We start from the raw sequence: 26,408 nt of genomic DNA, 5'->3' as shown, positions 1-26,408 counted from the left end.
CACCCGAGAGAGGAACCTGCTATGAAAATCATCGTTATTGGCGCCAGCGGTACCGTTGGCCGCGCGGTTGCGCAAGAGTTAAGTCAGCGTCATGAGGTTATTCACGTCGGCCGCACTCAGGGCGACTATCAAGTGGATATCACCTCACAGCAAAGCGTAGAGAGCCTGTTTGAGAAAACCGGCCGGGTAGACGCGATTGTTTCCGCCACCGGTAATCTGTTCTTTGGCCCACTGGCAACCATGACCGACGGCGATTTCAACCAGGGCTTACAGGATAAGCTATTGGGGCAGATTCGCCTGGCGTTGACCGGCCAGCATTATCTGAACGATGGCGGATCTATTACGCTGATTAGCGGGATCGTCGCCCATGAGCCCATCGCTCAGGGCGTCAATGCCACCACCGTCAACGCCGGGCTGGAAGGATTCGTTCGCGCCGCCGCCTGCGAACTGCCGCGCGGAATACGCATTAACCTGATTAGCCCGACCGTATTAACGGAATCGGCAGCAGCCTACGATGGTTTCTTCCCCGGTTTTGCCAGCGTCCCCGCCGCCAGCGTGGCTCAGGCCTACCGCCGCAGCGTAGAAGGCATCCAGAACGGACGGATCTATAAGGTCGGCTACTAACCGGCCGCTGCGGGCTGGAATCCCCCTTCCGGCCCGCGACGGCGCTTACATCCTGTTCCATCAACAGTTACACTGGCCCTTCAATTTGCCTTTTTGAACCACTCATGTTGAAAAAACTCGCTTTTATTGCCCCGCTTTTGGCGCTTATCGCCCTGCTTATCTGGTGGTTCACGCCCCGCTACGCCGAAGAGGATGTCGCGTACTACCGCTCCGTCTTCTGCGCGATCGACCATCAGGACAGCCGCGCGTTTCTCCGCGATATGGAAAATATGATTGAAGGCGGCAATTCGGACTATGCGCTGCATAAGACCCATTACGTGCCCGCCCTGGGCCAACGGATGCTGGACACCTGGCAGCAGCTCACGCCGGAAGAACAGAAAAGTATCAGTAAGGACCAGCAGCGCTGTCGCCAGCTGATGAGCGAAAAACAGCGTTCGCGCTAAGAATTCGCGCTGAGCAAAACGAAACGCTGGCAGGAAAGGTTAAGCAGAAATTATGTTTCAATTGGCTATTGGCGGCGGCAATCATCAATCTGACGCCGGATTGCCCTTATCATAAAAAGTAGTTGATCTGGTATCGACAAGCTCTTATTTTGCTTCTCAGTTTTTCAACGAGATGAAACTGATGCCTACTATTACAGCCAGTAGTATGAAAGAAGCAAAAGAGTTAATGAATTGCGGGAAGTACAAAGAAATCGTCCTCAATTTCGATATCGATGCTGACGATTTTTTCACCCTCGCCACATCCCAGTCAGCAACCAAAGTCACCATCACAGACAGAAATAATCGCTCATCGGTCAACGCAGAAAAATAATAAAAACCCCTGAGGCTCTTCTTATGCTGTTAGCTATTGGTACCGTCGCTGTTGCTTTTCTTTCCGCATTGATGCTGATCTGGCTTGACGATCGCATTGCCGACCAGGATTAACGACCCGGGCCGACGATAAGTCGCAGAAGGCCCGCCTCTGTGTTTCTCTCGCCCGTAGCCAAAGGCTACGGGCGATTCAAAAACCCCGCCCAGGCCATTTTCACGTTACTCATTGCTGTTTTTCGCTCAACGGGCAGACCATGCATTCGCATGAAGATGGGGGGCTTAGAGAAGAGAACGGCAAGGAAGCCCCGCGCCGCCAACGGCGCAGAGCAGGGCGATTACAGCGACTTCGCCAGACGCTCGACGGCGGTCATCAGACCGTCTGCCGACACCGTAGAGTAGGAGAGACGCAGCGTGCGGGTATCCGGGTTATCGTTATAGAACGCTTCCCCAGGCACGTAGACTACGCCGTTTTCCAGCGTTTTCTTCATCCATTCCATGGTATCGAACGGATAACGGAAGCGAGCCCACAGGAACATACCGCCTTTAGGACGGCTAAACTCCAGATGCTCGCCAAGCTGCGATTCCAGCGCGTCGGCCAGCGCCACGCACTTCTTACGATAATCTTCGCGAATCAGGGCAATCTGGCTTTCCAGACGGTTCATGCTCAGGTATTCCGCGGTGATCACCTGCGAGAGCATGTTAGTGTGCAGATCCGCCGCCTGTTTGACGATCACCGTCTGCTGCGCCAGCCAGTCCGGCATGACGATCCAGCCAATACGCATCCCCGGCGCGAGGATCTTGGAGAAGGTGGAGGTATAAACCACCTGATCTTCACAGCCCAACTCAACCGCGTACTGATACAGCGGGCGGCGCACTTCGTCAGTGAAGCTGATTTCACCGTACGGATCGTCTTCAATGATGACGAAGTCATGCTTTTTCGCCAGCTCTACCAGGCGGCGACGGCGCGCTTCGCTCAGGGTTTTCCCACCGGGGTTGCCAAACGTCGGCACCAGGTAAACGGCTTTCACCCGGGTGGTTTCCAGCAGGTCGGCCAGTTGCTCCACCAGCATACCGTCATCATCGGTATCGACGCTGAGAATGTTCGCCTGCGCCAGCTGGAAGACCTGCAGCGCCGCCAGATAGGTCGGGCGCTCAACGACGATGGCATCGCCCGGATCGAGCAGCGTGCGGGCGACGATATCCAGCGACTGCTGCGAACCGGAGGTGATATAGACATGGCTTGCCGGGCAGGCAACGCCGCGCGCCTGACACAGTTCGCTAACGGCCTGACGCAGCGGCGGATAACCTTCGGTCAACCCGTACTGAAACGCATCGTTAAAGCGCCCGTTCATCACCTGCTGCACCGCCAGGTTCAGGCCTTCGGTATCAAAAAGCTCCGGGGCCGGAATACCGCCGCCCAGGGAGATCACGCCGGGCAGTTTACTGTGCTTGAGGAGTTCGCGGACGGCGGAGGGCTTAAGTTCACCCGCGCGGGCGGCGAGTCGCCGATCGTGCATACTATTTTCCTTTTCTGTCTTGTTGTTGTGATGTTTTATCTATTTTTTACCGATAATTCTCCCGGTCGCACTATGCTCACTGGGGCTACGGGTTCGTATGTTCGGTAGCCCGGACAGATGCGCAGCATCGCCTCCGGGATATTCTTCAGCATCCTGCGGCCTTCCCCCGGGGGCGGCGCGATGCGCCTTGCCCGGGCTACAAATGCCGCAGGTGACGAGAACCGCAGCCCGAATAAGGCGCTCATCGCCGCAATCCGGGCCAAACTTAACGGCTATCTGTGTCTTTTAGCACGATTAACGGCTCAATATCGCTCTCTTTTTTAACCACCAGAGAATCATCTCCGCGCAGGCAGGTCCCGCCGTAGTTACCGCCGACGGTGAAGGTGCAAACCTGGATGTATTTGCCATCCACTTTTGGCAGGCACCACAGCTGCTGGTAGATATTTTTGCGGTCGAAAAACTGGCCGCTGGTTTTATCCAGCACTTCGTCCTGCGGGCCAATCAGGTCGATATTGTTGCCGCAGCGGCCTGAGATAGGCTTAACCGCATAGCCGCTTTCCGCCAACTGCTCGTTGACCACAAAATCGGTATCCAGAAGATAGCGATGGTTGGGGAACAGCGACCACAGCACCGGCAAAATCGCCTTATTGCCGGGGATGACCGTCCACAGCGGCTCGAAGACTAATACTTCCGGGCGCAGCAGAACGTCTATCAGGCGAACTTCATTATTCGGGTGTCCGGTACGGATCGGCACCGCCGCGTACTCATCGGCGCTGACTTCCCGCACCTGCTCAATGGCGGTTTCCCATGCCCAGGTTTTCCAGACGCAGTTAACCAGACGACCGTCGGCGTCGATCAGCTGCCCGGCGGCATCCCAGCGCAGCTCATCAAGGCCAAACAGAATTTTGCTCTCGAAACCGGCCTGGGTCAGCGAACGCTGGATAAACTGCGCGTGGTAGTTCTCCTCCAGATCCTTATCCTGCATGATGTGCACGAAAGGGCGCGCCCGGCTGTGCTTCCACGCCCCAGCCAGCTCATCCAGCAGGTTTTCCGCCGGGTTGTGGCCGGTGCCGTAGTAGCCCTGTTTCAGCCACTGTTCGAGGATCAGCCCACCTTCGGTATGGCAGGACGCGGAGTCGGCGTTGTACTCATATACCTTCAGCCCGCGCTCATCCATACAGAAATCCATGCGGCCGGTAATCATATGATGGCGACGCCGCTGCCACGAGAGGCGCAGGCGCGGCCAGAGAATTTTCGGAATATCGAACAGCGCCAGCAGGCTGTCATCCTTCATCACCTTGTCGGTGGCGTGCAGGTACATCAGATGCAGCTCGTTGGTGGCCTTGATAAGCTCCTGCTCGGCGCTTTCGGTGATGGTGAAATACTGGTAAGGGTCTTTATTGATGACGTGGCCGTTGGCTTCCACGTAGGCTTTTTGCAGCGAATCTTTCTCGTTGAGCCAGTTGCCGCGGTATTGGCCTTTATTCGGCAGCCGCGCGCCTTTGATGGCCATCGCCTCACCCGGCAGCACCGGCTGCGGCAGGCTGTGCTCGGTATCGGCGGTTTGGATCATCCAGCCGAGGATTTCGGTATCGGCAAAGGTGTCTTTAATCGTGTAGATGCCGTTTTTCACTTCCAGCGTCAGCTCTCGGGTCCACTGCTGGCCCTGCGGCAGCGGCGAGTGAATCACGTTCTGCTCGGCAATCCTGACCTTATTGCCTACCAGTTGCGTAATCACCGCCACGTGGCCAGTGTGCTTAAACTCGCCGCCTTTCTGCCAGATCAGCAGTGAGCCGGCGATCGGCGGACGGCGGGAGCCGTTGGCGAACGCCTGCAGCGGCAGAATATTGTCGTTGACCACCTCGCGTAAAAAACGCAGGGAGAAGATTTCGTAGGCCATGCCGACATCGGTGAAAACAAAACCGTAGGTGAGGAACAGAAAACGGCGCGCGAACTCCACGCACTGCCATTTGTGCCCCATATACTCATTACCGATATAGCTGCGGAACGTGGCGTCATCCGGGTAATCTTGCGGATTTAAGCTACTGTAATTCGAAGAATAAATCGCCACGCCGCCCGGTGCGTAGCCTAAGAGTGTACCAAACGGGGCGTCACTGCTTGTCGAACCTTTGCTCATTTAGCCTGACCTCAAATTAATGCAGCCCGGGCAGTTGGCGAAACAAAACTCCCTCTTCTTATCCTGCCGCAGGCACTTACCAGACAGAGGTGGAGTGATGATACCACTCATTCGATTCGCTAATCGTGCCCTTAAGGAAAATAAGCCTGCGCCGCCGGGCAAAAGTGATATCGTTATTTGAGATAAAAAAAACAGGAGTCGACAATGAGCACACCTTCGCATCTGACTGCCCAACCGCTGGTCTGGGGGCATGGCCCACGCACCTTTGAGGTGTTCCTCGAACCCACCTGCCCTTTCTCCGTGCGCGCCTTTAATAAGCTGGATGATCTGCTGGATGAAGTTGGCGCGGATAACGTGACGATCAAAATTCGTCTCCAGTCCCAGCCCTGGCATCTGTTTTCCGGCGTCATCGTGCGCTGCATTCTCGCCGCTTCCACCTTGCCGCACGGCCGGGAGCAGGCGCATAAGGTGCTTAAAGCCGTCGCCGACCACCGCGAAGAGTTTGAGTTTACCGACCACTGCAGCGGGCCAAACATGGACGCCACGCCGCAGCAGATTATCGAGCGTATCGAACGCTATAGCCACGTTTCGCTGGCTGCGGCGTTTGCCCGCCCGGAGCTGCAAAACGAGATCAAATGGCACAGCAAGTATGCCCGCCAGAACGGCATCCACGTGTCGCCGACCTTTATGGTTAACGGCCTGGTGCAGGCGGATCTCGGCAGCGGCGACGACGTCAGCGTATGGGCCGCGCGGATTCTGGCTTAGACCGGCGCACCGAAAGTTTAGCGCCACGACTTCAACACCTCACTAAAAAGGCAGATCAGCATGTCAGAGAATAACTACCAGCCACCTAAAGTGTGGGAATGGAAGCAAAACAACGGCGGCGCATTCGCCAATATCAACCGTCCCGTTTCCGGCGCAACGCACGATCGGGTGCTGCCGGTGGGCGCGCACCCGCTTCAGCTCTATTCGCTGGGGACGCCTAACGGGCAGAAGGTGACCATTATGCTGGAAGAACTGCTGGCGTTAGGCGTCAGCGACGCGGAATACGACGCCTGGCTGATTCGCATCGGCGAAGGCGACCAGTTCTCCAGCGGCTTTGTCGAGGTTAACCCGAACTCGAAAATCCCCGCGCTCCGCGACCACTCCACCACGCCGCCGACCCGCGTTTTTGAATCCGGCAGCATCCTGCTCTATCTGGCGGAAAAGTTCGGCTTCTTCCTGCCCAAAGATCCGGCAGGCCGCACTGAAACTCTCAACTGGCTGTTCTGGCTGCAGGGCTCGGCCCCGTTCCTCGGCGGCGGTTTTGGCCATTTCTTCAGCTATGCGCCGGTGAAAATCGAATACGCGATCGACCGCTTTACGATGGAAGCCAAACGCCAGCTTGACGTGCTCGACAAGCAGCTTGCCCGCGGCCGTTTTGTGGCAGGAGAGGAGTACACCATCGCCGACATGGCTATCTGGCCGTGGTACGGCAACGTGGTGCTGGGGAACGTTTACAACGCCGCCGAGTTCCTTGATGCCGGTAGCTATAAAAACGTGCTGCGCTGGGCGCAGGACGTCGGCAACCGTCCGGCCGTTCAGCGCGGACGTATGGTTAACCGCACCTCTGGCCCGCTCAACGAGCAGCTTCACGAGCGCCATGACGCCAGCGACTTCGACACGCAAACCGAAGATAAGCGCCAGGCGTAACGCTCTGGCCCACCGGAGGCGCCCACCTCCGGTTTTTAGCTTTCCAGCCGATAGCCCGCCATAAAGTAGCGCTGCGCGGTAGACGAATTTCCCTCTTTAAAGAAGTCCATCACCCAATCTCTTTCCAGACCGTAGCGACGGGTGAGGATCCCCGCTTCCCAGGCGCTAAGCTGGCGATCGCCGGTTTTTTCAAACATGCGGTGCGAGTAGCCAAGCACAAACCCGCGTTTATAGTCGGCGCAAAAGTTCGCCGCATGCGTAGCGGTATCAGCATAGGATGCCTGTAGCCCCGCCATTAAGCCTTTACCAAAATGATTTTCCATCGCGCCCTCCCCACCCAATCGCTATATATTAAATTATATAGCGTTTTTTTAAGCGAGCGGTAGCGCTATTTCTGACGAGTTCGCTAACGTAAATACCGTTCAAACCATGCCAGCGTGCGTTGCCAGGCCAGGTCAGCCGCAGCCCGATCGTAGCGCGGCGTGGAATCATTATGAAAGCCGTGATTCACGCCCTGATAGAGATAGGCCTCGTAAACTTTATTATGCGCCTTCAGCGCCTGTTCATAGGCGGGCCAGCCTTCATTAATGCCGCTATCGAGGCCGGCATAGTGCAGCAGCAGCGGCGCTTTAATTTTATCGACCTCCTTCAATGGCGGCTGGCGGCCGTAAAACGGCACCGCGCAGGCCAGCTCAGGGATAGCCACCGCCGCCGCGTTGCTGACGCCGCCGCCGTAGCAAAAACCGGTGATACCGACCTTCCCCGTCGCCTGCGGATGCTTCGCCATAAACGCGACCGCCGCAAAGAAATCATTCATCAGCTTCACGGGATCGACTTTCTGCTGCAGCGCGCGGCCTTCATCATCATTCCCCGGATAGCCGCCGACGGAGCTCAGGCCATCCGGCGCCAGCGCGATATAGCCCGCTTTCGCCACCCGCCGGGCAACGTCTTCAATATAGGGATTCAGGCCGCGGTTCTCATGAACCACCACCACGGCAGGCGCTTTGTCGGCTATTTTCGCCGGCATCACCTGATAAGCCCGCACTTCGCCGTGGCCGTCAGGAGAGGGATAATGAATATACTCCGGGCGGATATCCGGGTCGGTGAACGGTACCTGCTCTGCCAGAGCATAGTCGGGCTTCAGCAGATTAAACAGCGCCAGCGCGGTCATCCCGCCGACGGTATACTTCCCCGCCAGCTGGAGAAACTCGCGTTTGCTGATTTTGCCGTGGGCGTAGTAGTCATAGTATTCGAGCAGCTGCTGCGGGAAATCTTTGGCCGTTAATCGCGTCATCACCCTGCCTCCGTTGTTAAGCGCCCTTTAAGCAAAGCAGAAGCCCCGACATACGCCAGCGCAGAAAAGCAGAAACGGGGAGTAAAAAGCCCAGCGGCCAACGCCGCCGGGAGAGAAGGGATCAGTGTTTCACTTTGGTCAGACGATCGAGGTAGCCCATCACAAAGGCTGACAGCACAAAGGTCAGGTGGATGATGACGTACCACATCAGCTTATTGTCCGGGACGTTTTTCGCATCCATAAACACCCGCAGCAGGTGAATAGAGGAGATCGCCACGATGGAGGCGGCCACCTTATTTTTCAGCGAAGTGGCGTCCATTTTGCCCAGCCAGCTGAGCTTCTCCTTACCTTCGTTGATATCCAGCTGCGAAACAAAATTTTCATAGCCGGAGAACATCACCATCACCAGCAGACCGCCCACCAGGGTCATATCCACCAGCGACAGCAGGGTCAGAATCATATCCGACTCACTGACGCTGAAAATATGCGGCAGTATGTGGAAGATCTCCTGAAAAAATTTGATCGTCAGCGCAATCAAACCGAGCGAAAGGCCAAAATAAACCGGCGCCAGCAGCCAGCGCGAGGCGTACATAGCATTTTCCAGAAAGCGTTCCATAAGATCCTGTCAGTTAACATAAACGACCGCCATTATACCGCAACAGGGTAACGTTATAGCAACAGTCGTCCAACAGGAGAGCGATTCGAGGAGATAAAAAAGGCTGGCGCAAGGCCAGCCTGGGAGATGAGTCGGTAAGGGGTTACTTGGCTTTGACGGTCTCTTCGCCCACCAGGCCAATCTTCAGATAGCCCGCCTGGTGCAGAGTATCCATGACCTTCATCATCGTCTCGTAGTCCACGGTTTTATCCGCGCGGAAGAAGACGGTGGTATCTTTCTTGCCTTCGGTCAGGGCATCCAGGGACGCAATCATGCTCTCTTCGGTGATGGGGTCATTACCGAGGAACATGGTTTTGTCCGCCTTCACCGACAGGTAGATCGGTTTTTCCGGGCGCGGCTGCGGCTGGCTGGAAGAAGCCGGAAGATTCACCTTCACGTCTACGGTGGCCAGCGGCGCCGCCACCATAAAGATGATCAGCAGCACCAGCATGACGTCGATAAACGGCGTCACGTTGATGTCGTGCATTTCACCGTTATCATCGAGGTTTTCGTTAAAATGCATGGCCATAAAGCATCAACCTACGCGGAGTTTCTGGGCGGTACGCACTGGCTTAACGCCGCTGGCGCTCAGGTCCAGGTCACGGCTTTGCAGCAGCAGAACCTGGGCGGCGACATCGCCAAGTGAAGCTTTGTAGCTGGCAATCATACGGGCGAAAATGTTGTAGATGACCACCGCCGGAATCGCAGCGAACAGGCCAATTGCCGTAGCCAGCAGCGCTTCCGCGATGCCTGGCGCCACGACCGCCAGGTTGGTGGTCTGGGTCTGGGCAATACCGATAAAGCTGTTCATGATGCCCCAGACGGTACCAAACAAACCGACGAACGGGGAAATCGCGCCGATGGTCGCCAGATAACCGTTGCCGCGCCCCATGTAACGACCCACCGCCGCCACGCGACGCTCCAGTCGAAAACCGGTACGCTCTTTAATGCCTTCGTTATCTTCAGAACCTGCGGACAGCTCCAGCTCGTTCTGCGCTTCGTTGATCAGTTGGGAAGTCAGGCTTTTCGCCTCGAACGCGTTAGCGATATCGCTGGCCTGGTCGAGAGAGCGTGCTTCGGCAACCAGCTGCTGTTCACGCTTGAGGCGACGCTTGCTGGCCAGGATCTCTGCGCCTTTGCCGAAAAAGATAGCCCATGTGACCACCGACGCCAGAATCAGGCCGATCATCACTACCTTAACGACAATATCGGCATGATGATACATACCCCAAACGGAGAGATCCGCCTGCATCAAATTATTACCCACACTGTATCTCCAGGACGTAAATCACAAAAACTGCGCACAATAATATCAAAACGGCATCGAATTGATAGTGGTTCTCATTAGTATTTACACTGTGCAGTAAATCACGATTATTTTCCTTGCGCTTACGCAGTAAAAAAGTTGCTGACCCCGCCGTTGGTAAAATTTTTACCTGTATCCGCCGCGACCCGGTACATCAACGGGTATTCATGTTAGTTTAGACGTCCAGACGTATAAAAACAGGTTATCTGAACATGGCTGATAAACATCTTGATACTGCGCTGGTTCATGCCGGGCGCAGCAAAAAATACACCCAGGGCTCGGTAAACAGCGTCATTCAGCGCGCCTCATCGCTGGTTTTCGACACCGTCGAAGCGAAAAAACACGCCACCCGCAACCGCGCCAAAGGCGAGCTGTTCTACGGGCGTCGCGGGACGCTGACCCACTTTTCTCTCCAGGAAGCGATGTGCGAGCTGGAAGGCGGCGCCGGCTGCGCGCTCTTTCCCTGCGGCGCGGCGGCGGTCGCCAATACCATTCTGGCGTTTGTCGAGCAGGGCGACCATATTCTGGTGACCAACACCGCCTATGAACCTACCCAGGATTTCTGCACCAAAATCCTCGCCAAACTCGGCGTCACCACCGGCTGGTTCGACCCGCTCATCGGCGGCGATATCGCCCGTCTGGTACAGCCGAACACCCGCGTGGTGTTCCTCGAATCCCCCGGTTCCATCACCATGGAAGTTCATGATGTTCCGGCGATCGTTGCAGCGGTGCGCCGCGTCGCTCCAGAAGCCATCATTATGATCGACAACACCTGGGCGGCGGGGGTGCTGTTCAAAGCGCTGGAGTTTGGTATCGATATCTCCATTCAGGCCGGCACCAAATACCTGATCGGCCATTCCGACGCCATGGTCGGTACCGCCGTGTCCAATGAGCGCTGCTGGGCGCAGCTGCGCGAAAACGCCTATCTGATGGGGCAAATGGTGGATGCCGATACCGCCTATATGACCAGCCGCGGTCTGCGCACCCTGGCGGTGCGCCTGCGTCAGCACCATGAAAGCAGCCTGCAGATTGCCGAATGGCTGGCGCAGCATCCGCAGGTGGCCCGCGTGAACCACCCCGCTCTGCCCGGCAGCAAAGGCCATGAGTTCTGGCAGCGCGACTTCACCGGCAGCAGCGGCCTGTTCTCTTTCGTGCTCAATAAACGCCTGACCGACGCCGAATTGTCCGCTTATCTGGACCACTTCAGCTTGTTCAGCATGGCCTACTCCTGGGGCGGCTTTGAATCGCTGATTTTAGCCAATCAGCCGGAACACATTGCCGCAATCCGACCTGATGCTGAAGTTGATTTCAGCGGCACGCTGATCCGCCTGCATATCGGGTTAGAAAATGTTACCGATCTGCAGGATGATTTAGCGGCGGGCTTCGCGCGTATCGTGTAAAGTGACACTCAGTGGCAACAATAGCGGACGTTTTTTAGAAAAACGGCCGCTTTAGTTGCGCCCGGGATCAAGGTGCCCGAGCCTCTTCAGGAGTACACTAGACAAAAAACACGGTACCACTTAGGAAAGTCCATGGTTGTCATTCAAGAAATTGTCGCCGCGCTGTGGCAGCATGATTTTGCCGCGTTGGCAAACCCCCACGTTGTGGGCGTTGTATATCTGGTCATGTTCGCAACCCTGTTTCTGGAAAACGGTCTGCTGCCCGCCTCATTTTTACCGGGCGATAGCCTGCTGCTGCTCGCCGGGGCGCTGATCGCCAAAGGCGTAATGGACTTTGTACCCACGGTCGCCATTTTAACCGCCGCGGCCAGCCTCGGCTGCTGGCTGAGCTATATCCAGGGGCGCTGGCTGGGTAACACCGTCACGGTTAAGCGCTGGCTTGGGCATCTGCCGCATAAGTACCATCAGCGGGCAACCTGCATGTTTGACAAACACGGCCTGCTGGCGCTGCTGGCCGGGCGTTTTCTGGCGTTTGTTCGCACCCTGCTGCCCACCATGGCGGGCATTTCCGGGCTGCCAAACCGCCGCTTCCAGTTCTTCAACTGGCTGAGCGCGCTGCTGTGGGTTGGCGTGGTTACCGGCCTGGGCTATGCGCTGAGCATGATTCCCTTCGTTAAGCGTCATGAAGATCAGGTCATGACCTGCCTGATGATTTTGCCTATCGCGCTGCTGATCGCCGGGCTGCTCGGTACGGTTATCGTGGTGATTAAAAAGAAATACTGTAACGCCTGAGCGTTTCCAGGGCGGCGCGGATTCGCCGCCCTCACATCCCCTGAATCGTTCTGATTCGCGCCGCATCTTCCCCCGGCGTCATGCCGAAATAACGCTTAAACTCGCGGCTGAACTGCGACGCGCTTTCATACCCTACCCGCATCGCCGCCGCGCTGGCCTTCATACCATCGTGGATCATCAGCATGCGCGCTTTGTGCAGACGGTAGGTTTTCAGATACTGCAGCGGGGAGGTGCTGGTGACCGATTTAAAGTTATGATGGAACGCCGAGACGCTCATATTGGCTTCCGCCGCCAGCTGATCGACGCTGAGGTTTTCCGTGTACTGGCTTTCAATACGCTTCAGCACGCGGCTGATCAGGCTGAAGTGGGTCTGCCGGCTGACCAGCGCCAGCAGCGCCCCACCGCACGGCCCGGTCAGCACGTGATAAAGGATTTCGCGGATAATCTGTTTGCCCAGAATGCGCGCGTCCAGCGGGCGCTCCATCACATCCAGCAGGCGCTCCGCCGCGCACAGAATCTCTTCGGACAGCACCGCGGAGTTGATCCCGCTCGACGCCATGGACGGCTGAAACTGCTCATCTTCACCGATATCCATCAGCAGCTCTTGCAGCTGCAGAATATCGACGTTCAGCCGAATCCCCGCCAGCGGCACTTCCGGGGTGGCGAAGGTTTCGCATTCAAACGGTAGCGGTACCGTCAGCAGCAGATACTCATTGGTGTCATAGCGAAAGGTACGCTCATTAATGTAGCCAATTTTATGCCCGGAAAAGAGAAAAACGATCCCCGGCTGATACATGACCGGCGTCCGCGTCCCCGGCTGGGTACCGTACAGCAGGCGAATATCCGGCAGCAGACCATTAAGCATTTCTTCTTTATCTTTCAGCTGATTAACTTTATGCGTTAATAGCTGGCATATCTCAGCGCGGTTCATTTTTCGGGCCTCTGCGAACGTTTTTATACCTCCGTATTGTGCGCACTTGCGGCGCATTTCTCCAGCCCCAAGGAGAAATGGGCAAGACAACGGCAGGAATGTGCATTGAGGGGAACGGGCGACGGGAACACAATGTCCGTCATCTGACAGAGGGATTGTCTCTGTTGGCGGTTTTATCTATTTGAGGGCACCAGCCATGAATAATTTCGACCTACATACCCCAACCCGCATTCTGTTCGGTAAAGGCGCGATTGAAAATCTGCGCGATCAAATCCCGGCGGATGCTCGCGTGCTTGTCACCTACGGCGGCGGTAGCGTGAAAAAAACCGGCGTGCTTGATCAGGTTCTCAGTGCGCTGAACGGCATTGACGTCCGGGAATTTGGCGGCATCGAGCCCAACCCATCCTACGAAACGCTGATGAACGCGGTGAAAATCGCCCGTGATGAAAAGATCACGTTCCTGCTGGCGGTGGGCGGCGGTTCCGTTCTCGACGGCACCAAATTTATCGCCGCAGCGGCCCACTACAATGCCGACAGCGATCCGTGGGAAATCCTCGAAACCTACGGTAGCAAAGTGGCCAGCGCCATCCCGATGGGCTCCGTGTTGACGCTGCCGGCGACCGGTTCCGAATCCAATAAAGGCGCGGTCATCTCGCGCAAAACCACCGGCGACAAACGCGCGTTTATGTCCAGCCACGTCCAGCCGGTGTTCGCTATCCTGGATCCGGTTTACACTTACACCCTGCCGCCGCGCCAGGTGGCTAACGGCGTAGTCGACGCATTTGTCCATACCGTTGAGCAGTACGTCACCTATCCGGTCGACGGCAAAATTCAGGACCGCTTCGCCGAAGGCATTCTGCTGACCCTGGTGGAAGATGGCCCGAAAGCGCTGAAAGAGCCAGAAAACTACGACGTACGCGCCAATATTATGTGGGCGGCCACCCAGGCGCTGAACGGCCTGATTGGCGCAGGCGTGCCGCAGGACTGGGCGACCCATATGCTCGGCCACGAGCTGACCGCCATGCACGGTCTCGATCACGCCCAGACCCTGGCTATCGTCCTGCCTGCGCTGTGGAATGAAAAACGCGACGTTAAACGCGCCAAGCTGCTGCAGTACGCCGCTCGCGTCTGGAACATCACCGAAGGTTCTGAAGAACAGCGTATCGATGCCGCCATCGCCGCAACGCGTGATTTCTTCGAACAGATGGGCGTCCCGACGCGCCTTTCCGCCTACGGTCTGGATGGCAGCTCTATCCCGGCGCTACTGGCGAAGCTGGAAGAGCACGGCATGACCCAACTGGGCGAAAACCAGGATATTACGCTGGACGTCAGCCGCCGTATTTACGAGGCTGCGCGCTAATCAACCTCCTCTCCGACGCGTAAACTCGCGCAAAGGAGAGGAGTTTAACTACCGTTTTTAGCTATTTCGTCCAGACTTAATGCTACCCCTCGGCGGATTTTATTCCGCTGAGTTCATTAACAGGAGGAAGGCATGACACATCCAACCGTTATAAAACTACACGACGGCAACCTGATGCCGCAGCTGGGGCTCGGCGTGTGGAAAGCAGGCAACGAGGAAGTCGTCTCCGCCATTCATAAGGCGCTGGAAGTCGGTTATCGCTCGTTTGACACCGCCGCCGTGTACCAGAATGAAACCGGCGTCGGCAACGCATTGAGCAGCGCAGGCGTCCCCCGCGATGAGCTGTTCGTCACCACGAAACTGTGGAATGACGATCAAAAGCAGCCCAAAGAAGCGCTGCAGGAAAGCCTGAAAAAACTGAAGCTCGACTATGTCGATTTATATTTAATTCACTGGCCGGTTCCGGCAACGAACCACTTCGTCGACGCCTGGAAAAGCTTAATTGAGCTGCAGCAGCAGGGGCTGGCAAAAAGCATCGGCGTGTGTAATTTCCAGGTTCATCATCTGCAAAAAATCATCGATGAAACCGGCGTCGCGCCGGTGATAAACCAGATTGAACTTCACCCGCTGATGCAGCAGCGTCAGCTTCACGCCTGGAATGCGACGCATAAAATTCAGACCGAGTCCTGGAGCCCGCTGGCGCAGGGCGGCGAAGGGGTATTCGATCAGAAAATTATTCGTCAACTGGCGGATAAATACGGTAAAACCCCGGCGCAGATCGTTATTCGCTGGCATCTGGACAGCGGCCTGGTGGTGATCCCGAAATCGGTGACGCCATCGCGCATTGCCGAGAATTTTAACGTCTGGGACTTCCGTCTTGATAAAGATGAATTAAGTGAAATCACTAAACTGGACCAGAACAAACGCCTGGGGCCAGACCCGGATCAGTTTGGCGGCTAAACCGTAAAAAAGCCGGATAGCGCTGGCGCTTATCCGGCCTGGAGATGTTTTGTAAGCCCGGCAGACGCTAACGCCGCCGGGCAATGCAGCCGAATTAACGACCGGCGACCTTACCGCGTTTTACGGGCTTCTTCGCCGTCGCCCCGCCGTTCGAGCGCTGGTGCACAATCGGCGTATGCTTGGTCAGCGCCGGACGGGTATGGCGGTTCTGGCGACGCGCTTCGCGCATTTCGTCGATCGTCGGCGCCGGTACCAGACAATCGCGACGGCTGCCAATCAGGTGCTTTTTACCCATGGTTTCCAGCGCCTGGCGGATCAGCGGCCAGTTAGCCGGATCGTGGTAGCGCAGCAGCGCCTTGTGCAGGCGGCGCTGTTTGTCGCCCTTCGGCACCACCACATCCTCACTCTTATAGCCAATCTTACCCAGCGGGTTCTTACCGGTGTAATACATGGTGGTTGAGTTCGCCAGCGGCGACGGATAGAAGTTCTGCACCTGATCCAGACGGAAACGATGCTGCTTCAGCCACAGCGCCAGGTTCACCATATCTTCATCGCGCGTCCCCGGGTGTGCGGAGATAAAGTAAGGGATCAGATACTGCTCTTTACCGGCCTGTTTCGAATAGGTATCAAATAGCTCTTTAAAACGATCGTAGCTGCCCATTCCCGGCTTCATCATCTTCGACAGCGGCCCCTCTTCCGTATGCTCCGGGGCAATCTTCAGATAGCCGCCGACGTGATGGGTGGCCAGCTCTTTGATATAGCGCGGGTCTTCAACGGCGATGTCGTAACGCACGCCGGACGCGATAAGGATCTTTTTGATGCCTTTCAGGTCACGGGCGCGGCGATAAAGATTAATCGTCGGTTCATGGTTAGTGTCCATATGCGGACAGATATCCGGGTAAACGCATGACAGGCGGCGGCAGGTCTGCTCGGCGCGCGGCGACTTGCAGCGCAGCATATACATGTTAGCCGTCGGACCGCCAAGATCGGAAATAATGCCGGTAAAGCCGGGGACCGTGTCGCGAATCGCTTCGATTTCATTGATGATCGAATCTTCGGAGCGGCTCTGAATGATACGGCCCTCATGCTCGGTAATCGAGCAGAAGGAACAGCCGCCAAAACAGCCGCGCATAATGTTAATCGAGAAGCGGATCATCTCGTAGGCCGGAATGCGGGCATCGCCGTATGAGGGATGCGGAACGCGCTTATACGGTAGGGCAAACACGCTATCCATCTCTTCGGTGGAAAGCGGAATAGCGGGCGGGTTAACCCAGATATAGCGCTCGCCGTGTTTCTGCATCAGCGCGCGGGCGCAGCCGGGGTTGGTTTCATGGTGCAGGATCCGCGACGCATGGGCGTAGAGCACCTTGTCGCCCTTCACCTTTTCAAAGGAAGGCAGCAGGACGTAGGTCTTCTCCCACGGCTTCGGACGCGGCGGCTGCACGGTGACGCGCTTCGCTTCCTGTTTTGGCGGTGCGACGGTTTTGTTATCCGCGCACGGCAGATCTTCACCGTACGGATGCGGGATTGGGTCGATTTTCCCCGGCGTATCCAGACGCGTGGAATCGACTCCGCTCCAGCCCGGCAGCGCCTCTTTCACCATGATGGCGGTGTTGCGAACGTCGCGAATTTGCCCGATAGGCTCGCCGGCGGCCAGACGGTGCGCCACTTCCACCAGCGGACGCTCGCCGTTGCCGAACATCAGCATATCGGCCTTAGAGTCCACCAGCACCGAGCGGCGCACGGTATCGGACCAGTAGTCATAGTGCGCGGTACGGCGCAGGCTGGCTTCGATGCCCCCGAGGATCACCGGCACATCTTTCCACGCCTCTTTGCAGCGCTGAGTGTAGACCAGCGTAGCGCGATCCGGGCGCTTGCCGGCCACGTTACCCGCCGTGTAAGCATCGTCATGGCGCAGCTTACGGTCAGCGGTGTAGCGGTTGATCATCGAGTCCATGTTACCGGCGGTGACGCCGAAGAACAGGTTCGGTTTACCCAGGCGCATAAAGTCGTTTTTATTATTCCAGTCCGGCTGGGAAATAATCCCCACGCGGAATCCCTGCGCTTCCAGCATGCGTCCGCAGATCGCCATGCCGAAGCTCGGGTGATCGACATAAGCATCGCCGGTAACCAGAATAATGTCGCAGCTATCCCAGCCAAGTTGATCCATCTCTTCTCGCGACATCGGCAAGAACGGCGCGGGGCCAAAGCAGGCGGCCCAGTACTGCGGCCAGGAGAAAAGGTCACGATCCGGTTGGATCAGGGATATTGCGCTCATATTGCTTCCGGGGAAATGATAAAAAAATAATCAAAAAGGGCGGCGATTATAAGCCGGAACGATGGAAGAAATGAAGGAGGTTTTTCCGATCCCGGCCAGCAGGGGCCGGGACAGAACACATTACGGCGCCGGATTCACCAGAATCTGGCCAATAGAGCCCCGGTCGGCAAGCTCCAGCGTCTGACTTAAGTACTGGAACGGGAAGTGCGGCCAGGAGGGCTGATTGTAATAGACCAGCAGCTCAACCTGGCCATCGATCCAGACGGTATCCTTCCAGCCGCGATCTTCCGGGAACGGCGCGGAGCCGTTGACGTTACGCACCTGGAACATGACGCCTTCAATATGGAACGACTGCGGCCGGTCGGCGCGCACCGTCCAGCGCTCCCAGGTTCCCTGCTGCGCCGTAATATCGATACGCTGCGGATCCCACAGCTGACCGTTAATACCCGGATCGTCGCCAAGCGTGATATCGCGGCTGCGAATCGCCGCGCCGGCCAGAATTTCCGTCGGCAGCAAACGCACGGGCAGGCTATCGGTCACCAGCGGCAGCAGGCCCGTCGGGCGCAGCGTCAGAATCAGCGTGGAAATCAGGATGCTCGACGGTTCGAAAAAGCCGCGAATACGATCGACGATGCTGGCCGCTTCCCCGCAGGTGATCGACACTTCATCGCCGTTGGTCATATCGACCAGAATTTCACGACGCTCGCCCGGCGCCAGCGACAGCTGCTTCAGCGAAACCGGCGCCGGCAGCAGCCCCTGATCGCCGGAAATCACGTGCAGCAATCGACCATCGCTCATCTGCAGTTGATAGCGACGGGAGTTGGACGCATTCAGCAGGCGCAGGCGCACCCAGCCGCGCGACACTTCCACGAAAGGCCCCTGAACGCCGTTCACCAGCAGCGTATCGCCAACGAACCCTCCGCTACCGGGCTCGCTATACTCAGGCGTACCGAAGTTATCCAGACGCTTGTCCTGAATAATCACCGGGAAATCATCCACGCCGTAGTGATTGGGGATCGGCAGATTTTTACTGACATCATCTTCCACCAGCCACATCCCGGCCAGGCCGTTATAGACCTGTTTTGCCATATGGTTTGGCGTGTTGGCCTGATACCACAGCGTCGCCGCGCTTTGGCGGATTGGTAGTACCGGAGCCCAGTCGGCGTTGGCGGACATCATGCGCGCGGCGCCGCCAATCAGCGGACCGGGAACCTGCAGACCGCGGATCGTCATCGCGACGTTTTCCGTCAGGCGGTTGCTGTAAATCAGCTTCACATCGTCGCCGTTCCAGACACGAATAGTTGGCCCCATATAGCGGCCGTTAATCCCCCACACCGATGCGCGGGTTCCGGGCGTAAACGACCAGTGCGCTCGCTGTAGCGTCAAAAATAGCGGCTGCCCGCGGCGGGACTCCAGCAGAGGAGGGATCGGCAGCGCAGGCTGCTGACCAGCGGCCTGTGCCTTCAGCGGCGCGGCGCCTGCGCACAGCGCTACGCCTGAAGCCTTAATGAACTGACGCCGACTGAGTGACATATTTACTCCATGAAATACTGACTAATTAACAAGGGAATTCGTTTCCCGCCAGCAATACGCGCGCGGTTCGCGGCGTTTCCTGTGTTATTTCTTTGCGGCCGCTTCGCGTTCGGCAACTTCTTTATCCAGCTCAGCGATTTTAGCGGACATCAGCTCGCGACAGTGCGTCGCCAGCGCGCGAACGCCCTCTTTTCCATACTGGCTGGTGTCTACCGGCGGCAGCATTTCTACAATCACCAGACCGTTATTCAGGCGATTGAGATTAATTTTATTCGATGTATTAGACACGCACACCGGAATAATGGGCACGCCAGCAGCGACAGCCGCATGAAAAGCGCCGGTTTTAAAAGGCAGCAGACCGCGACCGCGACTGCGGGTCCCTTCCGGAAACATCCAAAAAGAGATATTGCGCTTTTTAAACGCGTTCACGACTTCGGCAATAGTGCCGTGCGCTTTTGCCCGGTTATTGCGGTCAATCAGCAGGTTCCCCGTGAGCCAGTAGAGCTGGCCGAAAAATGGGATCCACGCCAGGCTCTTTTTACCCACGGTAACGGTCGGCGGCTGCACGATATTTGATGCCGTCACCATATCATAGTTATTCTGGTGGTTAGCGATATAGATGGCGTTGCCGTAGCTTTCCGCATCGGCCGGCTTGCGCAGCTCGACTTTCAGGCCGAAAACCGGCGACAGTTTGCCAAACAGGTGACCGAAGGTGGCGACGTGCTTAGGATTACGCGGACTGAACAGACAATAAATACAGCCGAAGATGCAGACCAGAATACAATAGATGACAACGATAATTAGTCGAAAAATAAATAGCATAGCTACCTCTAAAACCCAAACCGCTTAGAATTATACTCGCTGTTTCGCAGATTGCAGGCATCGGGCATCATTGCAAAGCGCGTTAAGCACCCGAACGATGCTGGCGGATATTGTTAATCGCAATGCCTGAATAAACAACGATTTTGCGGTAAATATTAACCTCCCCCGCCGAACTGCGAGGGAGGGTCATCCTACTCTTCGCTATCGCCCGCGGAGGCGCGACGCGGTGAATCAATCTCCACCCGGTCGATCTTCTGCAGTCCGCGTATCAGAGAGCCGCGGCGGCCGCGCTCGCCGGTGACTTTTTGCAGCTCTTCCGGACGGAGTTTGATTTTCCGTTTGCCGACGTGAATCGTCAGCGTACTTTGCGGCGGCAGGACAAACAGATGCGCCAGGCCATCCTGGCCCGCAGCCGCTTCCGCCGACGGGATGTTGATAATCTTGTTGCCTTTGCCTTTCGACAGCTGCGGCAGGTCGCTGACCGGGAACATCAGCATGCGGCCGGCGGCGGTAATGGCCAGCAGCATATCGGACTCGTCCTCAATCACCAGCGGCGGCATCACGTGGGCGTTATCCGGAAGGCTAATCAACGTCTTACCGGCGCGATTGCGCGCAACCAGATCGTTGAAAGTACAAATAAACCCGTAGCCTGCGTCGGAAGCCAGCAGCAGTTTTTGATCATCGGCCTCCATCAGCATATGTTCCACCGTCGCCCCCGGCGGCAGCGTCAGCTTACCGGTGAGCGGCTCGCCCTGCCCGCGTGCGGACGGCAGGGTGATCGGGTCAATCGCGTAGCTGCGCCCGGTGGTGTCAATGAAGACCACCGGCTGATTGCTCTTCCCTTTCACTGCGGCTTTAAAACTGTCGCCCGCTTTATAGTTCAGCCCCGGCGCGTCGATATCATGACCTTTGGCGCTACGAACCCAGCCGCTCTGCGACAGAACGATAGTGACCGGCTCGGACGGCAGCATATCGTGCTCGCTCATCGCTTTCGCTTCTTCACGCTCGCGCAGCGGCGAACGGCGATCGTCGCCGTAGGCGTCAGCGTCGGCCTGCAGCTCTTTCTTCAGCAGGTTATTCATCTTGCGTTCTGAAGCCAGAATGGCCTGCAGATGGTCGCGTTCTTTTTCCAGCTCGCTTTGTTCACCGCGGATCTTCATCTCTTCCAGTCGGGCGAGATGGCGCAGTTTTAACTCCAGAATCGCTTCCGCCTGGGTTTCGCTGATGCCGAAGCGCGACATCAGGGCCGGTTTCGGCTCATCTTCGTGGCGGATAATTTCGATAACTTCATCGATATTCAGAAACGCCACCAGCAAACCTTCCAGGATATGCAGGCGCTTGAGGACTTTTTCCAGACGGTAGCTGAGACGACGGCGTACGGTATCGCGACGGAAAGTCAGCCATTCCGAGAGGATTTCCAGCAGGTTTTTTACCGCCGGACGGTTATCGAGACCGATCATATTCAGGTTGATACGGTAGCTCTTTTCCAGATCGGTCGTCGCGAACAGGTGGTTCATCACCTGCTCCATATCCACGCGGTTAGAACGCGGGACAATCACCAGGCGAGTCGGGTTTTCGTGATCCGATTCGTCGCGCAGGTCATCCACCATCGGCAGCTTTTTATTGCGCATCTGGGCGGCGATCTGCTCCAGCACGCGGGCGCCGGAAACCTGATGCGGCAGGGCGCTGATCACCACCGCGCCGTCTTCTTTCGTCCACACCGCGCGCATACGCACCGAACCGCGGCCATTCTGGTAGATTTTACGGATCTCGGCGCGGGGGGTAATGATTTCCGCTTCGGTCGGATAATCCGGCCCCTGTACGATATCCAGCAGATCGTCGAGCGACGTTTGCGGTTTTTCAATCAGGGTAATGGCCGCCTGAGCGACTTCACGCAGGTTGTGCGGCGGAATATCCGTCGCCATGCCGACGGCGATGCCGGTAGTGCCGTTGAGCAGAATATTGGGCAGGCGCGCAGGCAGCATTTTCGGCTCCTGCAGGGTGCCGTCAAAGTTCGGTACCCAGTCAACGGTGCCCTGCCCCAGTTCGCTCAGCAGCAGTTCAGCATACTTCGACAAACGGGATTCGGTATAACGCATCGCGGCGAAGGATTTAGGATCGTCCGGCGCCCCCCAGTTCCCCTGACCGTCGACCAGCGGATAGCGGTAAGAGAAGGGTTGCGCCATCAGCACCATGGCTTCATAACACGCGCTATCGCCGTGCGGATGGTATTTACCCAGAACGTCGCCGACGGTGCGGGCGGACTTTTTGAATTTAGCGCTGGCGTTCAGACCCAGTTCAGACATCGCATAGACGATGCGACGCTGGACCGGCTTCAGGCCATCGCCAATAAACGGCAGCGCCCTGTCCATGATGACGTACATGGAGTAGTTAAGGTAGGCGTTTTCCGTAAATTCATGCAGCGCGAGGCGCTCTGCCATATCGCTCATTAATCGTGAATCCTCAATCTGCGTACCGGCCGTTCGGACGGCAAAACTACCGGCGATAATACCCTATCTAACGCCCTGAGTCACAGGGCGTTAGGCCGGTTGAGGATCCCTGATTCACGGGTTATGCCCCGACATGAGATCGGGGCCAAATATTATTGCGCGATTTTACGAATCTGCTTTACGTCGATTTCCACAGAGTTCCAGTCTTTATCGACTTCACCCTGAATCTCTACCGTGTCCTGCGGGGTTACGGTCACGCCGTTCCAGCGCTTATGATCGATATCGACGTTCACGATGCCGGAGCTGTCCTGGAATTTATACAGGTCGTCGGAAATACGCTCCACGATTTTACCGCGCAGGGTCACCCAGGTATCGTCACGCAGGGTTTTCGCATTGGCGACCGTTGTTACGCTCCCGTTCGGGCCAATGAACCCGCCGTTTTGCGTGGTCGTCTGGCTGGTTGGCGCGGATCCAGGTCCGGAAAATCCGCCCTGCTCAGCGGCCAGTACCGGCATGGAAACTAAGGCGATGATAGCGGTCATTGCGGCGATTTTCTTCATGATGTGTTCTCCCTTTGTGTTTATATCGTCACTATTACACCGGGCAAAACTTAACAACTTCTTAAGCGGAAAAAATAATTTTTTTTCCTGTACAGCGCGCGCCGCGACGCGCTTTACTGCTGGAATAGCCGAGGGACACAGGAGCAGGAGAATGCGCATTTTACTGGTGGAAGACGACAAACTGATCGGTGACGGCCTCAAAACCGGACTGGCCAAACTGGGCTTCAGCGTCGACTGGTTTACCCGCGGCGAGGAAGGCAAAGCCGCGCTGTACAACGCCCCGTACGACGCCATTGTCCTGGACCTGACGCTCCCCGGTATCGATGGGCTGGATATTCTGCGCGAATGGCGCGACAAAGGCCGCCACGAACCGGTACTGATCCTGACCGCCCGCGACGCGCTCAGCCAGCGTGTCGAAGGGCTTCGGCTCGGCGCCGATGACTATCTTTGCAAACCTTTCGCGCTGGTTGAAGTTGCCGCGCGCCTGGAAGCGCTGATGCGCCGCGCCCACGGCCAAAGCAGCAGCGAACTGCGGCACGGCAATGTGGTCCTCGATCCAGGCCGACTCACAACCACCCTGAACGGCGAGAGCCTGGCGCTCAAGCCAAAGGAGTTTGCTCTGCTGGAGCTGCTGATGCGCAATGCCGGACGCGTGCTGCCGCGTAAGCTTATTGAAGAAAAGCTCTATAGCTGGGATGACGACGTCTCCAGCAACGCCATAGAAGTGCACGTCCATCATCTGCGCCGTAAGCTCGGCAGCGCTTTCATTCGTACCGTACACGGCATCGGCTATACCCTGGGGGACGCATGAAGCGGCTGGGAAAACTGAGCCTGCGGGTCCGCCTGACGCTGCTTTTTTTGCTGCTGACCAGCGCCGCCTGGGGCATGGCCAGCTTTGTGGCCTGGCAACAGACCACCGACAAGCTGGATAAGCTGTTCGATACGCAGCAGCTGCTTTTCGCCCGCCGCCTAAGCGCGATGAATTTCGACGAGCTGCATACTCTCGCGCCGCAGGTGCGGACGAAGAAAAAGGTCAAGCACGGCCATCTCGACGACGATGCGCTGGCTTTCGCTATCTTTACGACCGACGGCAAAATGGTGCTTAACGATGGCGAAAATGGCCAGGATATCCTGTGGGGTAACGACCGGGAGGGGTTCAGCGACGGCTATCTGCGCGGCGACGATGACGAGTGGCGCTTTCTGTGGCTCACCACCCGCGACGGGCGCCATCGTATCGTCGTCGGCCAGGAGTGGGATTACCGCCGCGAGATGGCGCTGGATATCGTCACCTCACAGCTTACGCCCTGGCTGGTGGCGCTGCCGCTGATGTTTTTACTGCTCATCGTGCTGTTAAGCCGGGAACTGGCGCCGCTGAAAAAGCTGGCCACCACGCTGCGCACCCGGGCGCCGGATTCCGCCGAAACGCTAAATAGCGACAACGTGCCTAATGAGGTCCGTCCGCTGGTCGACGCGCTAAATCAGCTCTTTACCCGGACGCACGACACCATGATCCGCGAGCGTCGCTTCACCTCCGATGCCGCCCACGAACTGCGCAGCCCGCTGGCGGCGCTGAAGGTGCAGACTGAAGTGGCCCAGCTCTCGCTGGACGATCCGCAAGGGCTGGATAAAGCGCTGGAGCAGCTCCATCAGGGTATCGATCGCGCAACCCGCCTGGTCGACCAGCTACTGACTCTATCGCGCCTGGATTCGCTGGCGCAGCTGGATGATGTTCAAACGATCGCTCTTGATGAACTGCTCCAGTCGGCGGTCATGGAGATGTACCACCCGGCGCAGCTGGCCGGAGTTGAGCTGCGCCTGCACCTGAACGCAAAGAGCATCATGCGCACCGGGCAGCCGCTGCTGCTAAGCCTGCTGGTGCGCAATCTTTTAGATAACGCCGTGCGCTACAGCCCCGCCGGAAGCCAGGTCGACATCACCCTGGATGCCGGTGAATTCCGCGTACGCGACAACGGCCCGGGCATCAGCGCCGAGGCCCTGACGCGCGTCGGCGAGCGCTTTTATCGTCCTCCTGGCCAGGAGCAGCCCGGCAGCGGCCTCGGGCTCTCCATCGTCAAACGTATCGCCGCGCTGCACGGGATGACGGCAAGTTTCGGCAACGCCCGGGACGGCGGATTCGAGGCGCGCATTCGCTGGTAGCGGCATTATTGCTATAAAAGCAAAAGACTTTGCACATTTTGCTCATTTTACCGCTCTGCCCGACGGGGTAAAATTAACCACAAAATTGAAAAGTTGAGGATAAAAAATGAGCAACATCCTGATTATTAATGGCGCAAAAAAGTTCGGCCACTCTAACGGCCAGCTGAACGACACCCTGACTGAAGTCGCGGAAACCTATCTGCGCGACCTCGGGCATGATGTTAAAGTGGTCCGCGCCGATAGCGACTACGACGTGAAAACCGAAGTGCAAAACTTCCTGTGGGCCGATTCCGTTATCTGGCAAATGCCGGGCTGGTGGATGGGCGCGCCGTGGACGGTGAAAAAGTACATCGATGACGTCTTTACCGAAGGTCACGGCGCGCTGTATGCCAGCGATGGCCGCACCCGCTCCGATGCCAGTAAGAAATATGGCTCCGGCGGCCTGATTCAGGGCAAAAAATATATGCTGTCCCTGACCTGGAACGCGCCGATGGAAGCCTTCACCGAGAAAGATCAGTTCTTCCACGGCGTTGGCGTCGATGGCGTTTACCTGCCGTTCCATAAGGCCAACCAGTTCCTCGGGATGAGCGCCCTGCCGACCTTCATCGCCAACGATGTGATCAAAATGCCCGATGTTCCGCGTTATACGGCAGAATATCGCAAGCATCTGGCTGAAATTTTTGGTTAACTGTAATGAGTTATGAAAAGACGACAAGCGCGGCTAACCGAGCGGCGGCTTGAAGTATGATGAGAATAGACAGAAGGAGTTGAGTTAACCATGTTGACAGTGATCGCTGAAATTCGCACTCGTCCGGGCCAACACCACCGCCAGGCGGTGCTGGATCAGTTCGCAAAAATTACCCCGACCGTTCTCCAGGAAGAGGGCTGCCACGGCTATGCGCCGCTGGTGGATCACGCCGCTGGCGTCAGTTTTCAGACCACCTCGCCGGACTCAATTGTGATGGTCGAGCAGTGGGAAAGCGTCGCGCATCTTGAAGCGCACCTGCAGACCCCGCACATGAAAGCCTACAGCGAAGCCGTGAAAGGCGACGTGCTGGAGATGAGCATTCGTATTCTGGAAGCGGGCATTTAAGCAACGCTGGCCGCCCGGTAAGCGCACGCTACCGG

The 26,408-nt window shown here is 57.1% G+C and carries 26 protein-coding genes and 1 pseudogene; 13 read left to right on the top strand and 14 right to left on the bottom strand.

The features are described from left to right. Nucleotides 1-21 precede the first annotated feature (21 nt). From ACE3MN_RS03640 to ACE3MN_RS03630, 3 genes are all read left to right on the top strand, one after another. Nucleotides 22-624, top strand: a complete 603-nt coding sequence (locus ACE3MN_RS03640) for a short chain dehydrogenase (protein WP_004135806.1) — start codon at nt 22-24, stop codon at nt 622-624. A gap of 104 nt (nt 625-728) precedes the next feature. Continuing rightward, nucleotides 729-1,067, top strand: a complete 339-nt coding sequence (locus ACE3MN_RS03635; RefSeq protein ID WP_004135798.1) for a hypothetical protein — start codon at nt 729-731, stop codon at nt 1,065-1,067. Nucleotides 1,068-1,248: 181 nt separating this feature from the next. After that, entirely contained in the window at nt 1,249-1,437 is a 189-nt protein-coding gene (locus tag ACE3MN_RS03630; RefSeq protein ID WP_004135795.1) for a hypothetical protein, read from the top strand. Nucleotides 1,438-1,771: 334 nt separating this feature from the next. Here ACE3MN_RS03630 and ACE3MN_RS03625 read toward each other — a convergent pair whose 3' ends face one another. The 3 genes from ACE3MN_RS03625 to ACE3MN_RS03615 form a co-directional block, all read right to left on the bottom strand. After that, nucleotides 1,772-2,953: a PLP-dependent aminotransferase family protein gene (locus ACE3MN_RS03625; RefSeq protein ID WP_004135794.1), complete on the bottom strand. Its 1,182-nt coding sequence runs from the start codon at nt 2,951-2,953 to the stop codon at nt 1,772-1,774. A 265-nt stretch (nt 2,954-3,218) separates the two neighbouring features. Then, complete coding sequence (gene gss / locus ACE3MN_RS03620) at nt 3,219-5,090, bottom strand: bifunctional glutathionylspermidine amidase/synthase (RefSeq protein ID WP_004135792.1); 1,872 nt, start codon at nt 5,088-5,090, stop codon at nt 3,219-3,221. 76 nt (nt 5,091-5,166) lie between these two features. After that, entirely contained in the window at nt 5,167-5,295 is a 129-nt protein-coding gene (locus tag ACE3MN_RS03615; RefSeq protein ID WP_305955025.1) for a hypothetical protein, read from the bottom strand. On the opposite strand from ACE3MN_RS03615, the gene ACE3MN_RS03610 reads away from it, so the two are divergent. Together ACE3MN_RS03610 and yghU are read left to right on the top strand one after the other, a co-directional pair. Beyond that, nucleotides 5,295-5,855, top strand: coding sequence for a DsbA family protein (locus tag ACE3MN_RS03610; protein WP_004135790.1), 561 nt, complete (start codon nt 5,295-5,297; stop codon nt 5,853-5,855). The genes ACE3MN_RS03615 and ACE3MN_RS03610 overlap by 1 nt on opposite strands. Nucleotides 5,856-5,915: 60 nt before the next feature. After that, nucleotides 5,916-6,782 carry a glutathione-dependent disulfide-bond oxidoreductase gene (gene yghU / locus ACE3MN_RS03605; RefSeq protein WP_049099283.1) on the top strand — a complete coding sequence of 289 codons (867 nt, stop codon included), beginning with the start codon at nt 5,916-5,918 and terminating at the stop codon, nt 6,780-6,782. 35 nt (nt 6,783-6,817) lie between these two features. Here yghU and ACE3MN_RS03600 read toward each other — a convergent pair whose 3' ends face one another. The 5 genes from ACE3MN_RS03600 to exbB form a co-directional block, all read right to left on the bottom strand. After that, nucleotides 6,818-7,105 carry a DUF2623 family protein gene (locus ACE3MN_RS03600; protein WP_024358670.1) on the bottom strand — a complete coding sequence of 96 codons (288 nt, stop codon included), beginning with the start codon at nt 7,103-7,105 and terminating at the stop codon, nt 6,818-6,820. An 83-nt stretch (nt 7,106-7,188) separates the two neighbouring features. Next, complete coding sequence (gene yghX, locus ACE3MN_RS03595) at nt 7,189-8,076, bottom strand: YghX family hydrolase (RefSeq protein ID WP_064411354.1); 888 nt, start codon at nt 8,074-8,076, stop codon at nt 7,189-7,191. Between the two features lie 121 nt (nt 8,077-8,197). Further along, a complete protein-coding gene (locus ACE3MN_RS03590; protein WP_004105804.1) occupies nt 8,198-8,692 on the bottom strand; it encodes a TIGR00645 family protein in 495 nt (164 codons plus the stop codon). Nucleotides 8,693-8,834: 142 nt separating this feature from the next. Continuing rightward, nucleotides 8,835-9,260 (bottom strand): TonB system transport protein ExbD, encoded by a 426-nt coding sequence (exbD, locus tag ACE3MN_RS03585; RefSeq protein ID WP_004135785.1) that lies wholly within the window; start codon nt 9,258-9,260, stop codon nt 8,835-8,837. Nucleotides 9,261-9,266: 6 nt separating this feature from the next. Beyond that, nucleotides 9,267-9,998 carry a tol-pal system-associated acyl-CoA thioesterase gene (gene exbB, locus ACE3MN_RS03580; RefSeq protein ID WP_004125237.1) on the bottom strand — a complete coding sequence of 244 codons (732 nt, stop codon included), beginning with the start codon at nt 9,996-9,998 and terminating at the stop codon, nt 9,267-9,269. Nucleotides 9,999-10,249: 251 nt separating this feature from the next. On the opposite strand from exbB, the gene metC reads away from it, so the two are divergent. Continuing rightward, the gene (gene metC, locus ACE3MN_RS03575) at nt 10,250-11,437 is read left to right on the top strand and encodes a cystathionine beta-lyase (protein WP_004125240.1); all 1,188 of its coding nucleotides are present in this window, start codon (nt 10,250-10,252) and stop codon (nt 11,435-11,437) included. A gap of 132 nt (nt 11,438-11,569) precedes the next feature. Beyond that, the gene (yghB, locus tag ACE3MN_RS03570; protein ID WP_004125241.1) at nt 11,570-12,229 is read left to right on the top strand and encodes a DedA family general envelope maintenance protein YghB; all 660 of its coding nucleotides are present in this window, start codon (nt 11,570-11,572) and stop codon (nt 12,227-12,229) included. Between the two features lie 31 nt (nt 12,230-12,260). Here yghB and ACE3MN_RS03565 read toward each other — a convergent pair whose 3' ends face one another. Next, on the bottom strand, nt 12,261-13,160 hold the full coding sequence (locus ACE3MN_RS03565) for an AraC family transcriptional regulator (RefSeq protein ID WP_004115613.1): 900 nt from the start codon (nt 13,158-13,160) through the stop codon (nt 12,261-12,263). 196 nt (nt 13,161-13,356) lie between these two features. Here ACE3MN_RS03565 and yqhD point away from each other — a divergent pair, with 196 nt between their 5' ends. Continuing rightward, complete coding sequence (gene yqhD, locus ACE3MN_RS03560) at nt 13,357-14,520, top strand: alcohol dehydrogenase (RefSeq protein ID WP_004125245.1); 1,164 nt, start codon at nt 13,357-13,359, stop codon at nt 14,518-14,520. A 132-nt stretch (nt 14,521-14,652) separates the two neighbouring features. Then, nucleotides 14,653-15,480, top strand: a complete 828-nt coding sequence (gene dkgA / locus ACE3MN_RS03555; RefSeq protein WP_004135777.1) for a 2,5-didehydrogluconate reductase DkgA — start codon at nt 14,653-14,655, stop codon at nt 15,478-15,480. A gap of 127 nt (nt 15,481-15,607) precedes the next feature. On the opposite strand, the pseudogene ACE3MN_RS03550 reads toward dkgA, so the two are convergent. The 5 genes and pseudogenes from ACE3MN_RS03550 to ACE3MN_RS03530 all read right to left on the bottom strand — a co-directional run. After that, nucleotides 15,608-17,848: pseudogene (locus ACE3MN_RS03550) on the bottom strand (YgiQ family radical SAM protein); the annotation flags it as partial. A 30-nt stretch (nt 17,849-17,878) separates the two neighbouring features. Next, nucleotides 17,879-19,291: a cell division protein FtsP gene (gene ftsP, locus ACE3MN_RS03545; protein ID WP_004125252.1), complete on the bottom strand. Its 1,413-nt coding sequence runs from the start codon at nt 19,289-19,291 to the stop codon at nt 17,879-17,881. Between the two features lie 84 nt (nt 19,292-19,375). Then, nucleotides 19,376-20,113, bottom strand: coding sequence for a 1-acylglycerol-3-phosphate O-acyltransferase (plsC, locus tag ACE3MN_RS03540; protein ID WP_004125254.1), 738 nt, complete (start codon nt 20,111-20,113; stop codon nt 19,376-19,378). A 191-nt stretch (nt 20,114-20,304) separates the two neighbouring features. Further along, nucleotides 20,305-22,563, bottom strand: a complete 2,259-nt coding sequence (parC, locus tag ACE3MN_RS03535; RefSeq protein WP_102650091.1) for a DNA topoisomerase IV subunit A — start codon at nt 22,561-22,563, stop codon at nt 20,305-20,307. Between the two features lie 152 nt (nt 22,564-22,715). Beyond that, nucleotides 22,716-23,123, bottom strand: a complete 408-nt coding sequence (locus tag ACE3MN_RS03530) for a YgiW/YdeI family stress tolerance OB fold protein (RefSeq protein ID WP_004135770.1) — start codon at nt 23,121-23,123, stop codon at nt 22,716-22,718. A 151-nt stretch (nt 23,124-23,274) separates the two neighbouring features. Between ACE3MN_RS03530 and qseB the strand changes: the two genes are divergently transcribed. The 4 genes from qseB to ACE3MN_RS03510 all read left to right on the top strand — a co-directional run bounded on the left by qseB (nt 23,275) and on the right by ACE3MN_RS03510 (nt 26,373). Continuing rightward, complete coding sequence (qseB, locus tag ACE3MN_RS03525) at nt 23,275-23,934, top strand: quorum sensing response regulator transcription factor QseB (protein WP_004135762.1); 660 nt, start codon at nt 23,275-23,277, stop codon at nt 23,932-23,934. After that, nucleotides 23,931-25,280 (top strand): quorum sensing histidine kinase QseC, encoded by a 1,350-nt coding sequence (gene qseC / locus ACE3MN_RS03520; RefSeq protein ID WP_049087439.1) that lies wholly within the window; start codon nt 23,931-23,933, stop codon nt 25,278-25,280. The genes qseB and qseC overlap by 4 nt, the downstream gene beginning before the upstream one ends. A gap of 106 nt (nt 25,281-25,386) precedes the next feature. Next, nucleotides 25,387-25,968 (top strand): NAD(P)H-dependent oxidoreductase, encoded by a 582-nt coding sequence (locus ACE3MN_RS03515; RefSeq protein ID WP_004125278.1) that lies wholly within the window; start codon nt 25,387-25,389, stop codon nt 25,966-25,968. 90 nt (nt 25,969-26,058) lie between these two features. Then, nucleotides 26,059-26,373 carry a putative quinol monooxygenase gene (locus ACE3MN_RS03510; protein WP_004135759.1) on the top strand — a complete coding sequence of 105 codons (315 nt, stop codon included), beginning with the start codon at nt 26,059-26,061 and terminating at the stop codon, nt 26,371-26,373. The last annotated feature ends 35 nt before the right edge of the window (nt 26,374-26,408 follow it).

It is taken from the genome of Klebsiella grimontii (genome assembly GCF_042137965.1).
Classification (GTDB): domain Bacteria; phylum Pseudomonadota; class Gammaproteobacteria; order Enterobacterales; family Enterobacteriaceae; genus Klebsiella; species Klebsiella grimontii.
The sequence above is the reverse complement of the archived record's forward strand: the minus strand, read 5'-3'. Positions and strand labels throughout refer to the sequence as shown.

Coding starts and splice junctions, on each gene's coding strand:
- ACE3MN_RS03640 (WP_004135806.1), top strand. CDS start 22: ATGAAAATCATCGTTATTGGCGCCAGCGGTACCGTTGGCCGCGCGGTT.
- ACE3MN_RS03635 (WP_004135798.1), top strand. CDS start 729: ATGTTGAAAAAACTCGCTTTTATTGCCCCGCTTTTGGCGCTTATCGCC.
- ACE3MN_RS03630 (WP_004135795.1), top strand. CDS start 1,249: ATGCCTACTATTACAGCCAGTAGTATGAAAGAAGCAAAAGAGTTAATG.
- ACE3MN_RS03625 (WP_004135794.1), bottom strand. CDS start 2,953: ATGCACGATCGGCGACTCGCCGCCCGCGCGGGTGAACTTAAGCCCTCC.
- gss (WP_004135792.1), bottom strand. CDS start 5,090: ATGAGCAAAGGTTCGACAAGCAGTGACGCCCCGTTTGGTACACTCTTA.
- ACE3MN_RS03610 (WP_004135790.1), top strand. CDS start 5,295: ATGAGCACACCTTCGCATCTGACTGCCCAACCGCTGGTCTGGGGGCAT.
- yghU (WP_049099283.1), top strand. CDS start 5,916: ATGTCAGAGAATAACTACCAGCCACCTAAAGTGTGGGAATGGAAGCAA.
- ACE3MN_RS03600 (WP_024358670.1), bottom strand. CDS start 7,105: ATGGAAAATCATTTTGGTAAAGGCTTAATGGCGGGGCTACAGGCATCC.
- yghX (WP_064411354.1), bottom strand. CDS start 8,076: ATGACGCGATTAACGGCCAAAGATTTCCCGCAGCAGCTGCTCGAATAC.
- ACE3MN_RS03590 (WP_004105804.1), bottom strand. CDS start 8,692: ATGGAACGCTTTCTGGAAAATGCTATGTACGCCTCGCGCTGGCTGCTG.
- exbD (WP_004135785.1), bottom strand. CDS start 9,260: ATGGCCATGCATTTTAACGAAAACCTCGATGATAACGGTGAAATGCAC.
- metC (WP_004125240.1), top strand. CDS start 10,250: ATGGCTGATAAACATCTTGATACTGCGCTGGTTCATGCCGGGCGCAGC.
- yghB (WP_004125241.1), top strand. CDS start 11,570: ATGGTTGTCATTCAAGAAATTGTCGCCGCGCTGTGGCAGCATGATTTT.
- ACE3MN_RS03565 (WP_004115613.1), bottom strand. CDS start 13,160: ATGAACCGCGCTGAGATATGCCAGCTATTAACGCATAAAGTTAATCAG.
- yqhD (WP_004125245.1), top strand. CDS start 13,357: ATGAATAATTTCGACCTACATACCCCAACCCGCATTCTGTTCGGTAAA.
- dkgA (WP_004135777.1), top strand. CDS start 14,653: ATGACACATCCAACCGTTATAAAACTACACGACGGCAACCTGATGCCG.
- ftsP (WP_004125252.1), bottom strand. CDS start 19,291: ATGTCACTCAGTCGGCGTCAGTTCATTAAGGCTTCAGGCGTAGCGCTG.
- plsC (WP_004125254.1), bottom strand. CDS start 20,113: ATGCTATTTATTTTTCGACTAATTATCGTTGTCATCTATTGTATTCTG.
- parC (WP_102650091.1), bottom strand. CDS start 22,563: ATGAGCGATATGGCAGAGCGCCTCGCGCTGCATGAATTTACGGAAAAC.
- ACE3MN_RS03530 (WP_004135770.1), bottom strand. CDS start 23,123: ATGAAGAAAATCGCCGCAATGACCGCTATCATCGCCTTAGTTTCCATG.
- qseB (WP_004135762.1), top strand. CDS start 23,275: ATGCGCATTTTACTGGTGGAAGACGACAAACTGATCGGTGACGGCCTC.
- qseC (WP_049087439.1), top strand. CDS start 23,931: ATGAAGCGGCTGGGAAAACTGAGCCTGCGGGTCCGCCTGACGCTGCTT.
- ACE3MN_RS03515 (WP_004125278.1), top strand. CDS start 25,387: ATGAGCAACATCCTGATTATTAATGGCGCAAAAAAGTTCGGCCACTCT.
- ACE3MN_RS03510 (WP_004135759.1), top strand. CDS start 26,059: ATGTTGACAGTGATCGCTGAAATTCGCACTCGTCCGGGCCAACACCAC.